This is a genomic window from Pseudoxanthomonas sp. LjRoot206, assembly GCF_056175725.1.
The window spans coordinates 234,187-248,180 of record NZ_JBGFFI010000004.1; the positions used below are offsets into that span (position 1 = coordinate 234,187).

Annotated in this window: 9 protein-coding genes; 3 read left to right on the plus strand and 6 right to left on the minus strand. The window is 55.4% G+C overall.

All coding sequences use genetic code 11. The annotated features are described in order from the left end of the window. Nucleotides 1-8: 8 nt before the first annotated feature. From AC04MD_RS14115 to AC04MD_RS14130, 4 genes are all read right to left on the minus strand, one after another. On the minus strand, nucleotides 9-1,679 hold the full coding sequence (locus AC04MD_RS14115) for an N-acetylmuramoyl-L-alanine amidase (RefSeq protein WP_475497906.1): 1,671 nt from the start codon (nucleotides 1,677-1,679) through the stop codon (nucleotides 9-11). A gap of 852 nt (nucleotides 1,680-2,531) precedes the next feature. Then, nucleotides 2,532-3,518, minus strand: a complete 987-nt coding sequence (locus tag AC04MD_RS14120) for a M23 family metallopeptidase (RefSeq protein ID WP_475497907.1) — start codon at nucleotides 3,516-3,518, stop codon at nucleotides 2,532-2,534. A 525-nt stretch (nucleotides 3,519-4,043) separates the two neighbouring features. Beyond that, a complete protein-coding gene (locus AC04MD_RS14125) occupies nucleotides 4,044-5,060 on the minus strand; it encodes a DUF6896 domain-containing protein (RefSeq protein ID WP_475497908.1) in 1,017 nt (338 codons plus the stop codon). Nucleotides 5,061-5,194: 134 nt separating this feature from the next. Next, a complete protein-coding gene (locus tag AC04MD_RS14130) occupies nucleotides 5,195-6,106 on the minus strand; it encodes a hypothetical protein (protein ID WP_475497909.1) in 912 nt (303 codons plus the stop codon). Between the two features lie 556 nt (nucleotides 6,107-6,662). Between AC04MD_RS14130 and AC04MD_RS14135 the strand changes: the two genes are divergently transcribed. From AC04MD_RS14135 to AC04MD_RS14145, 3 genes are all read left to right on the plus strand, one after another. Then, nucleotides 6,663-9,083, plus strand: a complete 2,421-nt coding sequence (locus tag AC04MD_RS14135; protein WP_475497910.1) for an integrase catalytic domain-containing protein — start codon at nucleotides 6,663-6,665, stop codon at nucleotides 9,081-9,083. Continuing rightward, nucleotides 9,083-10,108, plus strand: coding sequence for an ATP-binding protein (locus tag AC04MD_RS14140; RefSeq protein WP_475497911.1), 1,026 nt, complete (start codon nucleotides 9,083-9,085; stop codon nucleotides 10,106-10,108). The genes AC04MD_RS14135 and AC04MD_RS14140 overlap by 1 nt, the downstream gene beginning before the upstream one ends. 127 nt (nucleotides 10,109-10,235) lie before the next feature. After that, on the plus strand, nucleotides 10,236-11,471 hold the full coding sequence (locus tag AC04MD_RS14145) for a TniQ family protein (protein ID WP_475498172.1): 1,236 nt from the start codon (nucleotides 10,236-10,238) through the stop codon (nucleotides 11,469-11,471). 181 nt (nucleotides 11,472-11,652) lie between these two features. Here the strand turns inward: AC04MD_RS14145 and AC04MD_RS14150 are convergent, their stop codons facing one another. Together AC04MD_RS14150 and AC04MD_RS14155 are read right to left on the minus strand one after the other, a co-directional pair. Continuing rightward, complete coding sequence (locus tag AC04MD_RS14150; RefSeq protein WP_475497912.1) at nucleotides 11,653-12,615, minus strand: O-methyltransferase; 963 nt, start codon at nucleotides 12,613-12,615, stop codon at nucleotides 11,653-11,655. Continuing rightward, entirely contained in the window at nucleotides 12,615-13,952 is a 1,338-nt protein-coding gene (locus AC04MD_RS14155) for an ATP-binding protein (protein WP_475497913.1), read from the minus strand. The genes AC04MD_RS14150 and AC04MD_RS14155 overlap by 1 nt, the downstream gene beginning before the upstream one ends. Nucleotides 13,953-13,994: the final 42 nt, after the last annotated feature.

The following is a 13,994-nucleotide window of genomic DNA, read 5'->3' on the forward strand; positions in this document are numbered from 1 at the left end:
TTCTCAAGCTACTTCCGCCCGCCTGATTCACAGTCATCTACTCCATGACCCAGAATCGCCTCTCCGAAGGCTCTCAACGGAAAAGCCGGTCCTGGATCAGCACGCTGTCGCGAAGATATGCTGCAATGTCCGACGATATCGTCAATCGAATGGGCTGAAGTGATCGCTCTCGAGAGCGACTCGATCGACAGCATCTGCTCAGTCGTGAATCGATGCCAGTATCGAGCACCTTTGCCTTCACCAATGACTACCACCTCATTCTCGGGATGCCTCACGTCATCTACGGAGTTGCCATACAACCCATCTGGCCTGCGATACAGCTCACCAGCACCAACGAGCTGAATCGAAATTGAGCGCTCATCAATCCGACCAGATCCACGCCATACCGACGGACCCGCATGCCGAGCAGCCATAGATGTCGGGACCATCTGCACAATGGATCCATCTCGGTCGATGACAAAGTGCGTTGATGTCCTCCGACCGCCTCGAGTCATTAGCTTGACAACTTGGTCCAGGTTGGTCGTGGCTGTGTAGTGGATAACAATCAGGTTCGGTGATATTGCGTTCTTGTACTTCGCACCGCTTAGAAACATCGACCTGTCATCACAAGTAAGGAGACCCTGCGTGATTCGCACATCCCCTTCCCAGCAGTACGACCTCTCTCGAACCGCGCTGCTACGAAGTACCTGCGCGATCTCTCCGCGGCTTCTCGATGTAACCGCCTGCACAATCTGTGAGGTGACGCGCTCCTCCTCCGTTGCGGCTCTCTGTGGAAGATTTGCGATAAGTCGCCGTTCCTCCGCAGTCACCTTCCTTCCCCTGAGCTCCTGCCATGCGGGAACGCGGCTTGGCATTGCCACGAAGGCCAATGCTTGGAGATCGCCGACACTTAGGTCTCGAATGATGCGATCGACAGATGGAGGCGGGGTCGGCTGCGGATCTGCTACAACATCAATCGCACCAACTACCGACTCCAATGTGCCCTTCGCCTTTTCTACCCGAGTGAAGTGGGCATACATAGGACTAAAGGGAAGTCCGCCGCGATGGAATCCCACGACGTTACCATCCTCCCAGAGGTACGGCCCGCCACTCATCCCTGGAGCCGAGGGTATGTGCGCGATTCCAAGCTCATCTGGTGGGTCCGTGAACTGACCTACGAGGCCACTACCAATCGTGTCGAGAGAGGCCCAGCCATTGGCATACCCAGCTAGATAGACACGATCCCGTTTACGGAGCGCGCGGGCAACAATGCGGAGTGAAGGGTATCCCCCCGGACGCATCGCGAGGGGGATCAATGAGATGTCGCGCTCGCGATGGATTGCGCAGTTGTCATGCTGAAGCACGTCATTGGCGAGATCCCCGCGCTTGAGCACCAGCGACATCATGCCCTCCAATGGCAAGCACTGTGTGTCAGGACCGCTCTCACCCGGCTGTTTGAACGTTAAGTCACGCGGTGTCTCATTGTGAAGTCCATGTGTCGATACCACAGCGTAGTAGCGCCCCGGCGTCGCGACAATAAAGCCAGTGCTAACGCCGGGTTTTTCGTAACCGGGATATGTGACTTCCACCCTCACCACTGCCGCAATGCGCTCCTGCGTCCACGGCAGAGGCTCATCTGCTGGAGCCGCTCTTGCGATACCTGCGAGCAGGAGAACAAGGATGGCTAAGATATGGCGCATTACTTCCTCCTGTCCTATCAGTACTTTGGATAGAAGTGATTTATAGCGAGGATGTCGTAGTTGCTCAGCTTCGTCGGTGGCATGGGTCGCTGAAATACTGCACGGCAGTAGTTCGTAATGCTCTGATGGTCAAACTGCATGGATACCCGAACAGGTTCGTATCCCGGATCGTCGGGGTCATGCTTAAAATTCTCTTTACAGACCGACGGGGCATCTTCCCGCAGATGCTCGTGTAGAAATCCAATGGCATGCGCGAACTCGTGGACGGCGATGTACGCTATGCACTCCCTTCGCTGTCCCTCACAGACGGACTTATATCTTCCTGTACCGAAGTTCAATCGCATTCGTGTCGGCTTCTCTACCCGAGTGCCCTCGCTGTCAACCGCCCATTGCTGCCCCACTTCGCTGCGCGGTTGGCTGGTCGAAACACCTATGCGTATACCAATTGACCCTTCGCTGCATGTTGGCCAGCGCGTGGGAGAGCTCGGTATGCCGATGAAGCGGACAGAAGATGCTTTTTCTATGACCTCGTGGACGGCGAACTCGACCCAAGCCACCTCATCAGAGAATGAAAGTGCACTTGTCTCCCAGCAAACCGGAATGGGTTTACGCTTCCATATTCGGGATTTATCGACGTAGGACTCTGGGCTTAGTGGAAGAATTCCTGAGGAACGCTTAGGTGACACATTCTGTGCAAGAGGTATGGCCGACTCTTCCCGGTTCTTCGCAGGCACATCCATGACGGAAGAGCGCCCATCTTTCAGCGGACCCTCTTCGACAGGAGTGCTCCCGGAGAAGGGTACGAATGCAACGAGGCAGATCATCAATGCGAGCCGTCGCATGTTAGAAACTTCAGTCGAACGACTGATACGCTTTAACAAGTGATGAGTACGGCGGCACATGAACCAGGCCCCGTCCCTTCACATTCTGCAGTATCTCGAAATGCAGATGCACAGGAGTCGGGGTGCCACCGAAGTCGTTGGAGATGAGGCCAATACGTTGGCCGCGCTCAATGACGTCGCCCTGTTTGACGGAAAGGCGAGCCATCTCCAAATGCAAGTAGCGATACTGAATGCCGGAACTGGCCGTCAGATAGACCGAGTACAGCCCCACACTAGTTATCTTTCCATCTTCAGCCGCTACCGCCCAATACTTCTGATCTTCTGGTCCCCCGGGCCGGATGTCGACGCCCTGATGACCGGAGCCACTTGGACAAGCTGGCGTCGCACGACTGCGTATCTCACAGAAGTTGTCTCGCCATGGGTATGCATAGTTGCCTACATCCTTCCAACTCCCCGGCGGTCCCTTGTTTCCACCAATACCGTACACCTGGGAGTTCAAGTATGCCTTGGGGCGCTCGACAGGAAAGCGAATGCCTGCAGCGTGAATCGCTGAGCTGGTGACTCCCGTCCCACTACCTTGAACAAGCTCACCTGGGGGGCGAAATGTAAACTGACTATCCGCCGGTCGACCTACTGGCAGTGGCGCACCAGCGCCCAACTGAAGCAAGGAGTGGTCGGGCTCGCCCCGTGCTCCTCCAACAATCGCAAGCTCGTCTACAAGGCCGCGAATGTAAGCTTCTTCCGAGCAGCGCTTGTCCTCCTCTGTGCGACACTCCACCGTGATGATATACGCGGCGCCGTGACGCTTGAAAGACGCATATATTGACTGCTCGGCTATGCCGACATCGAGCACTGACGATTGAGGGAGCGGCCCAGGCTCTTGGGGAACAGTAAACGATACACGGGTTCCTGAAATAGTCTGCTTCGCATTTGTCGATAGGATTGAGGCGGTGTACGACAACGGGTCGCCCACGAAATCGAGCGACTTGAATTCCAAGAAGCGGTCCGGCACTAGCACTGGCAGGTACGTTTGCCGCGCGGACGATAGTGGTCCGTCAGGGAGTGGCGCCCCTGCACCCATTTCGGTAGGCCATTCGACAACATCGACAACCCTGACCAATGGAGCGCTTTCCTGAGCGAGGACCGACACAGGCGTAAGCCAAGCAGCCAGGAAGAGACCCAGAATGTCGAGGCAGACAATCCGAAAGTGCATAGCGCCCTCGCCGTCTAATCAGATTTGCTTCAGCCAACGCCCCAGCCAGACCGGACCGGCCAACCGCCTGTCAAATACATGTATTTACTTTTGAGCAACGACGAGCGTAAGCGCAGCTACGGAAATCCACTCGCAGCTACGCGAAGTCCGAGCTCGAGCGTCAGTTAAATGCGTTTACCACATCGACCAAACGAACGGCCGCAGTAAGTGGTCCGCAACTGGTGCAGACCGGTGAGCGCAACGCATTGGCCGGGGGCTGTGACAAGCAATCGGGCCTCTCGATCGAGCTAAGACATGCTCGCCCGGAGCTTATCGGCCAAGGTTGTCAGACTTGCCAGCTTTCCATCTCCTTCGACGTACTTCCTGTTCCGCCCTGAACTGACTTTCACCAAAGCGTCCAGTATGAAAGTAATGCACTTCTGCAAGAATTCTGTAGCTTGAGAAGAATGAGCCATAGGCGGCATGCAGCCTTCTTGCCCAGTCAAGTCGCTCACCATCATCGGAGAAGAACCGCTTTATAGACTCCCCATCAACGCGGAGATGAAAGGTGTCGTTTCTTAGAATTCGGAGATCATCTGCGTACGTCTTTTCCAAGCTCCCGAGCTCGTCACATTGAGAGATCAATTCAACAAACTCCGGCGGACGCTTGCTCCTTAGTAGACGCCGCACTCTTAGACTCTTGAATCCCTCGGATGTCGTATGGAGATATCCGAGCCAAGAGAGCAGATAGACCCTGAACTTCACTACGTTGCCAGAACTGAGGCCTCTCTGCTTACGCCAAAGCTCATCAAGAGGGATGAAATGTCGAAGCATGAGATTCGCAGAATCGAAACACTGCGAGCTAAGCCTTTGCACACTATCCCTCGAATAGTGCGGAAGCGGACATCCCTCCGCCAAAATGCAAGCATCCGACTCGCTAAGTAACCTCATTGAATCGGCAACGAAGTACATTCTGCTTTCGGCTTTTACCAACACCTTCTTCTGAACCGCCTCGTCGAACAAACCTGCAAGCTCTGCATCATCCATTCCATATGGATCGGATTTAGCCCGGCGAAACTCTGATAACCGCCACTCATCAAACTCGTCGGTCTCACCTCGCTCACCGAAGTCGAAATCGACATCTCCGCCCGGCAGTTTAACCAGGCATCCGGAGCCGTGCTTCTCGTACTTGACGCCTCCATTCAACTCTCCATTGGCAGCGATGGGTAACTCAAACCACCCTCGGTTAGTAGACGGCAGCCGGATGCCAGAGTCAGACATTAGCTTGACCGCATTCCCCACGGCTCTCTGATAGTCCGAGATTAGTTTCACAAGACGCATATCCATGCGTAAGTCCTCCATCTGCGCCCGTCGAGATGATCGCGACCCCGTAGCCGCACGAGACTGAAGCTTGCGGAACGGCGATCAACGGCTTGCTAATTCAGTGTGAAGCTTAGAGTAGGGCAGATGACTGAGCACACTCACAGCCCTTCCAATTGCTCGCTTACAGAGGCCCCTCGCGAGCCAGCGAGAAGCATTGGCCGCTCCTCCGGCTGGCATCTTCGATATGTGTAGGGAACAATGGGGTCTGGCGGTTCTTCAATCCTTGCCCCCTTAGCGAGAGAGGCAAGCCGCATATCGCGGCACGGCTCATGCATGGCTGCGAATATCTGTCGGCGCATCTCTTCACGATCGATCTCCAACACAAAGCTCGTATCCGGTAGCAGGACGAGTAGATGATCAATCAGATCAATGAGCGACTCCGAGAATGGCCTGACGAAACTTAAGCGACAGAGGCCAGGAGCTGCCTTGATGAGGTATTTTGCGGCGTGCCACTGTTGATCGCGCTCCTTCTCAAAGCCAAACAACCGGAACGCCGCTAGGATTGTAAAGAATCCATAGTCATCGCCACGCTCGAAGAGACGTTCCAAGTCAAGGTACCCAACAGGCCGTCGATTCAACGCGCCTATCGCATCCTCATCGCCTGGGAATACATGCCGAGGCCGGATGAATGCTTCCTCAAAGCTCGATTTCAGATACTTCTGTGCCGGCTTCTGATCCATAGAATCTATATCGAAGAGCTTCATCGGCCACTCCATCACGCGCCTCAGTGATGGGTAACGCAGTCCAAGCACCGCCCTTCGTTCTCCGGACAGGCTTCGCCGACCAGCCCTGTAGCTGCCCAGCTCATCACTTCGGAAAGCTAGATCATGATCACCGCCGTCACGCCGGCTGCGATATTTCGCATAGAGCGCTGCTTCACCACCTTCAATCTCGCACCAGGCGGCCCATACGATCATTGAGTGCAGCACTTCTGGCCCGCTTCTGATGCGGCGGCCCATTTTTGCGCCGGGTGAGTCGATATCGCGCATTGCTTCGAAGAAATCGCCCATCGCGACCTCCAATGAATGTATCGATTCCTCGGCCACTTTTGCTGGATGCAAAGCCGATCAACCAAGCATAAGGTGATGGCGTACCTGGCGCCACTTGGTGACACGTGAAGCAACTAAGCCACGAGCTCGACAGTGCTTGGATCGCAAGAACCTACGGCGCATTCGTGCCAGTGAAATCCCTTGCCAAACTTCTCGGGTTTCCCACGCCAGCGGCGTTGCGACGCGCACGTGCTACTGGACGCCTGCCGCTTCCTCTCTTTGAACTGGAGGGCCGCCGTGGCTTATTCGCTCACGCAAGCGACGTGGGCGGCTACCTTCGGCAAAAGGCCCCGTATCCCCAGGAGGACCCGATGAGCTGATTCGGCTTCGATTCCCGCCGGAGGTCGGATAAAAAGAAAGTCCCGAGCGCGAACTCTGGGACTTTCCGGGTGAAGCAAAGGCGTGCTGCCGTTGTCGAACTCTCCCCCTTCTTGACCATTCTGTCAAGCCTCTTCGGCCTGGCACGGGCGCTTTTGGCTCGTCGTCGCCGTAGGCTTGGACTGGGAAGGGATACGTCATGTTCGAAGGTTTCAAAGTCGGCGCTGCTGATCAGGTCGCTAGGCAGCAGATCTACGCCCACATGGGGCTGCCTGACCGAAGCATTCGCCAGTTGGAGGTAATGGCTTCAACCAGCGGTAGAAGGAAGGTGGGCGGTGCAGCGCTCACAAATGTTCGCGTTCGCCATGCGTCGATGAAGAACCGCGATTCTCGCGTGCTCGAAAGCCATATGTGCGAGCTGATCTTTGCATACGAACTCGAGTTCGATCCCGACGTGCTGGGATACGAAGTACAGGTGCCGTGCCGCGGGGTGCAAAGAAGAACCTCGCTTGGACGCAAACACGTTTCCAACGCAAACATTGACTTCCTGGTCTTTCGCCACGAGACGGTGGAGCTCGTCGAGTGCAAAACGCTTGCTTGGATCGAAGAGCGAGCAAGCATCGATCAAGGATGGGAGCCGTCGGGCGACCACTGGACATATCTTCCATACGAGAATTTGGCGAACGAGCTGGGAATTCCATTCTCCGTGTGGTCTCCGCCTCAACCTTCCGGGGTTTACCAGCAGAATCTCGAAGCCTGCTATTCGCTCCTCAGATCACAACTAGATCCGATGGGCAGCCTAGCTGCCTTCCAAGCAAGCGATCTACTGCGAGGTTCATCACTGAGCATCGACGAACTCTGCAGGCTCATTGATGGATTCAATTATCGGTTTGCGCTCTGGATGCTCGCGAACGGCAAAGCCTTCGGTCCGTGGATGAGCACTCCCATCTCTCTGGGAGATCGATTCAACCTCTACCTGGATCATCGCCACGCGCGCTCGGAGGACGCTAACCTCCTGCAGCACGCGTGGATCCATATGCAGCAACCAGAGACCGTAGACCCACTAAGTTCTGCGTCACCAACTGATCGTCGCAAGGCCGGAGAACGTCTATCACGACTGAAACTCATGTCGGCAGGCGAACTGCAATGGACAAGACGAATGCAAGATCTAGCCGCCCATGTAGATAGGGAGGTCGCTAAAGGCCGTTCCGCTCTGGCGGCGTGCTTGACCCACTACTACAAGAGTGGAAACCGCGTATCGCGCCTCCACTTGGAGCAGGAACAGACTATAGAGAATGTCGTGCGAGATTTCTGGCTGCCCGGCAAAGTACAGTCCGCCGGCGAGCTCTACCAGGTGTTTCTTGACGAGTGCGAGCGCCGAGGGATTGAGCCTTGTGGCCGTTGGCGCTTAGATGAGCTCAGACGTGAACAGAGCCCCCTCCGCCGCGCCCTCTCAACTGGTGGATTCCGGGCATATCACGCCCTTCGACCCAGCACAGACCCGCGAATGCGATCCCTTCCCCCGCTCGGCTACGGCCAGGTCCTCCACGTCGACTCTTCGGATCTAGATGTTCGGTGCGCTCCGAATCTGATGAATGGAATGCCCGCAATCAAGGCTAAGTTCTACATCGGCATCGATGGTGCGACGGGAGACACGATGGCGCATTCCCTCATATTTGGGGCTGCGCGAACTGACGGGCTAGCGCTGCTGATACGCGAGTATGTCAGGCGACATGGAATGCTCCCCAGAATGATCCATCTCGATAGGGGTTCTGAGAACACTTCGCGCTGGCTGGAGGAGTTCGCCGAGGGACGCATTTCTTTGCGGCACTCTCCTACCGCAGCAAGCGCGTGGAATGGATTGGCTGAGAATGCAATCAAGCAGGTGAACGACCAGGTTGCGCACAAGTTGGACGGAAGCACGGCTCCGGATCAGAAGGGCCGTAAAGTGGACGGCCGCTTCAAGAGCTACAGCAATGCGAAAACCTCTTTCGTCATGGTTGTCAATCACTTTGTCTCGTACATCTACGGCGATCTGCCGTCCACTCCCAGGTCTGATGGATTCTCGCCCATTGAGAAGAGAAAGGAATCGATTGCCATGTTTGGCAAGCTCGGGGCTCCTTGTGAATTCAATGATGACCTGCTGATCCAGACTTCTGTGCGTGTTTCCAGGCGCTTGAAACCAGATCCACGGCGGGGCATTCGCACAGCGGATGGTTGGTTCTCCAGTGATGAACTTCTGCTCCACATGCGAGGACACGCGGTGGAAGAGGTCCGTAGCGACTGCTGCGACCCGAGCATTCTTCACGTGAAGATTGTAGACCGGTGGCTTAGAGCGTTTCACAAGAAAGTGCAGAGCATGGCGGTGCTTTCTGATTCGGAGCGGCTCTTCGAGCTTCTCTACGCCCCGACAAGGCGGCGGGAGGCGAGGGAGAAACGCGAAGACCTCAGTAGACGCCGTCATACCCGGATGCAGAACGCCATTTTTGCTATGCCTGCAATAGAGCACTTGAAGCCAGAAAGTGAGGAGCAGACGCCTCTTCAAGACACTTTCACCGAGGCAACGTCTTTCGATTCCTACGCTGAAGTCCTCCCATTCGAAGAGCGGGAGAGCTTCTGATGTACTGCTTACGCCATCTTGCCTACGAGAACTCTCGCGCTCAGCTTCGCAGAGCGCTTGACGACCACCGGCCAGGACACATGGTGTTCTTGATAGGGCCGTCTGGCGCTGGAAAGACGACAATGCGAACTTCGGTCATGCAGGAGATGTTTGGTGATCCTGCTTACTGGGGGCGAGGCAAGATCCCTGCGATAGAACAGTTTGCGCTTTTGGTGAACCAGTCCTACTTCAGTTCCAAGGACTTTGTTCGAGAGCTTTTATCAGAACTCCATGATCCTTCGCTGGAGTGGCTGCTTCGCGACAGCTCGATTTCCGCTGCTAAGTTGTCTCAGATTCAATCGCAGCTGAAGATTACCCACGAACTATGGGACAACCTCCGACCACTTAAGGGTACCGAAGGGGAGATGTGGTCCGCCCTCAGGCGAGGTCTCATAGCGAGGGGATGTAAGTACGTCTCAATCGATCAGGTCACGGCTCTCCTTAAAAACCACAGGGACACGTCTCCAGCAGATCACACTTTGCATCTGATGGCACTGGCAGAGTCGTGCGGAATCATGTTCATCATGACTGGTGTCCACGATGCGGCGCGCCTGTGGAACGTGCACTCGGAATTGCGTCGACGCGTTGTTGTGGTTTGGGCCCCACCTTACAGCGATCGAAGACCAGCGGATAAGGTACCCTTTCTCAGGGTGCTTAGGTCGCTTGAATCAAAGTTCCGGTTTTCTCAGCGGGACATGCTTCTCAGGATGTCTAGCGACCTTCTTGCTGCCACAGGAGGAATATTTGGGCAGCTGTTCGAACTACTCATTCGAGCCGAGCGCCGCGCTCAGGACGAAGGTTCAAGCAGAATTCTGAAGCGCCACGTCGAAGCAGCATATATGTCTGACAAGGATCTGGCGGCGATGTGGCGGGACATCGAAGCGTTCGAAGAAGCAATGTGCGCCGGGGATGTCTCACAGCGATCATCGTTGGTCAGATCCCGTTGGAGCTTGCCTTCGAGCGACAAACCCGATCGGTCCTCCTGATGGCTACCAGGGAGCAGAGCGCGAACCCTCTTGGGAGTAGCGCGATTGTCCGCTTGCCGCAGGCGTCGGCGCTTCCATGAACTCACAAGACAGATTCGAGTGGACGGCTCTTCCCCCGCTTCCCATCATGGGTGTTGGCACGTCCTTAGTGGAGTCCGCAGAGCACTACGCATGTCGCCTCGCTTGGACGAGCGGGATCACAATGTTTCAGCTCGGACTCCTGTTTCCAAGTGATGGCAGACGAAGCAGCCTTGGAACCAGTGGATTCTGTGGACCCGGAAGATTGTTCGAGGAGCGGGTATCTCGGCTGGAGCAGCTATCTGGTGTTGAGAGTATTCGCTGCGGTACGTTCTCTGTCCTTAACTCGGTGCTCTCATCGAGAGCCCTCAACAAGTCATCCGCGCGGCACAGGTGGTGTCCTAAATGCTACCTTGAGTGGGATGAGCAGACCTCATATGAGCCGCTCCTGTGGCGTGTCAATCTATCCGTTTTTTGCCCGATTCACCTCTGTGCACTCGAGACGTCCTGTGAGTCTTGCGACTCCCCGCAAGCGATCTCCAAGTCGTACGAAGAGAGACGAATCTGCAGCTCTTGTGGCGTCCCTTTGGGTGGACAGGGCAGGATTTTTACGCCATCCGTTTACGCAAGCTGGGCTCAGAAGCAGGTCACGGAGCTGATTGAGTTGTGTGCTGTCCCCCGTCAAAGGCCCATAGAGCATGACGCGTACGTTCAGTTTGTAAGAGGAATCGCCAGTTGGCTTGAGCGCCCCAGCTTGCTACCCAGACAGCTACGCCTTTCCTACTCGGACGTGCTCGCAGGCAGGAAGAGTCGTGCCGGGCTAAACATAATCATTGGCTTTGCGGCCTTTCAAGGTGTCTCGGCAGTGGAGCTGTTGACGAATCCTAGAGCTGCTGCATCACCTTCACTCCTTCCCGGTGTCACCGCCTTTACGGAGATTGACGCCCACCCTCGACACCATGTTCTGCGGGTCGCGGCTTTTGATAGCTGCGTAGCAAAGATCTATCGAAGGTGCCGGTACATTTTCTTGCCTCCGCTACAGCTTCTTGTTGAGGCGGCCCGCACTAACGTGGAGATAACGTTCGACGATATAGGTGTTCGATCCCGTTACCAACGTGCTTTCGCTCAACAAGATGAGTTTTTCTTGCAGCCATCAGCTGGTGTGGTTTTCAGGCAAGCTGTCAAGGCCATCGCCAACAGTCGGCGGGTGACCGGAGCTCGGACCAAGAGAATTTCTAGGTCTTTGTCTGAGACTCACGGTCTTCCGAAAGATGAGGTCGATGCCATCGTCGTCGCCGCTTTGGTTTGTTGGGCCGAGTTGAGTAAGTTCAAGCACTGGCGATAGCCTGAGTTTGGATGGCCATCGCCCACTGGGATTCGTTTCATATCTCTCCATGAGGTAGGTGATCTGATCGCCCGAATGGCGACCATCGACCCCAGGCGAACATGTTGCCGGCCAGACATGAGCAATAGGTGTAGGAGTTGCCTGTGCGTCAGTGGATTCCATTACGCCTACCCGCTATGACCTAGACAACGGTCTCCACATACCTCGGGAGGTAGCGAATCAGGTCATCGTAGGCGTCAAAGTCATCTTCGCCAAACCCCATCCTCTTCAATGTTTTCCGCTCACTACATCGAGCAGACTTCGCAGTTGCTGCGTGGTCAAAGAGACCCCGCTCTCGTTCCGTAAGGTTGAAAGAGCGAATCGCATACATGCCCTCTTTCCCCACCGTGAGGAAAGGCAAAGCCACCTTGAGCCGTTTGGTCAATTCTAGTGCAGTACCATCAGCGACAAATGCGCCTCCTACCGTGACCATCTCCATGCTGTCTTTGTAAACAACTTGAAGCAGCAAAATGAACTTGCCATCTGTGCGCGGAGCGAACGCATTGCGGAACGCAGCAACAAGCATTTTGTGAACCGCAACTGGAAAGCTGGAGTCCTGCATGTCGTCCACGGTCAAGGACCCGGCAACATCACCCATTACATCCTTTACGGAGACAAGACGATCACCGTCATTCCCTGCATCGAGGGCGGGCGGCACTAGTCCTCCAACGGTGACGAAGCAGAAGTCCCCCAACTTCGCTCGGGTTGCCATCGAGCCTATGTCCTGGGTGACCTCGGGACCAATTCCTCCGTCGTAATCCAGCCATAGGATCTCATCCCGCTCCTTCTTATCTTGAGCTAGAAAGTCCACAGTTGTCGTGTTTCTTACATCAATGAATTTATAGGGCACGTTGAATACTGCGCGCTCGTACATTTTCGGGTCGTGTTCGAGACTGACCATGTCTCGTACCCCGAGGTATCTATGGAGCAGCAGGAAGTCGTAGAAGCGGTTAGCCCCCATCCCGATGTATCGATACTGGCGCACTGGCAGGCCGCAATCCCCCGCCACCTTCAGAACATCGATCAGTATCCTCCTCTCAGACTGCTTGGCGGGCCTCAAGTCGTAAGAGATGAACTTCGCGGTGGAATTCCTCCTCCTAGCCATCAGGATTCACCGACTTCGTTGCGAAGGAAATAGCTAAATGTGTGTCGGCCAGCATCCGAGGCAGACATTCCCGGACGCTTGAGATACTTCGCAATTCGCTTGACGTCGGTTACTTGAGCGTCAAACTGGATTTTGACGGTGTCGGAGACTTTTGCCTTCGGAGGCGTGAAAGCTCGGGCCTGACTTACAGCGGCAGCGACGACACCAAGTCTCTCTGGCCCGGTCGCCTCTTCGAGCTCTTTCGGCGCGATCTCCGTGCCTTCGTCCGAGTACCGACTATCAAGGAAAGTAATGACAACACGACCTATCGATGCCATGTGACGCTTCGCCTGCTGCCACAACAAGCTATCCTCATCGATCGCGGCCTTCGTCGTTGTCCACGGTAGCGCCTCCGGGTTCTCTGAGACGAAGAAGACAATGCCCAAGAATGGCCTGTGCTTGGGTTGAAATGTGGGTAGTCCACTGCCCCAGCCGGTGAGCGGCGTCTTGTCAGCGGTGATCACGCCGCGGCCGTTGCAGAACACGTACCAGCCCGCGACAGAAGCTCTGAAACTTCCGGCCTGCGGTAGACCTAGCCCTGCCGAGATTGCGCAAGTGACCTTGCCGAAGTTCTCTGTCTTCGATTCGCGATTGGAGCCGAGTTCAATGTTCAGCCCTTCGACCTCGACGCCGTTGACCGAAATTCGTACCAGCTTGGCTAGGTAGAATGCATATGTTCTCGCAATCGCGTCACGAAGTTGACCCTCGAATACACCATCTGTCATCCGTCGCAGAGCGTCCTGGTGTAGCTCTCCAACTCTAATCAAAGTTCCTGTCTTCGCCTCGTCTAGCTCAGGCGCGCGAGGTATGAGCTTGAATGTCCAAGGGAGCTCTGAGCTTCTAGACCACTCCTCGACGTCGAGCTTCATGTCGAAGCCGCCGTCCTTGTGGTCTGATCGCATAGCGATCTTGTTACCCAGCTTGAAGATTGCTCTCTTCAAACCGATGCCGTACACCGAAAGACGATCCGATGACTCTCCGTCGTTGAGAGATCGTCCAAACTTGAATACGCCTTTCGCTGCCGTGTCTGCCGATATGCCACCGGCGGTATCGCTGATCTCGACCTTGTCTGGCCCGATGTTCAAGTCGATCGAAACCCCCGGCTCTATCGTTTCGTCCAAGAGGAATCTTTCGTAGTCCTCGGCCGTCTTCAGACGGTCTGCGTAAGGTTCGACAGCCGCATTTATTGAATTGTCGATTAGATCCAAGAAGGCCGCGAGTAACGGGATATCGCGGGTGAGCAGCGATATGAACAGCCTCTTCTCCGGGCTCGCCTCAGCCTCAATAACCTTCGCCATGTTCCACCCCTCGATTGCCCCGGGACAACTATATCTCTATGG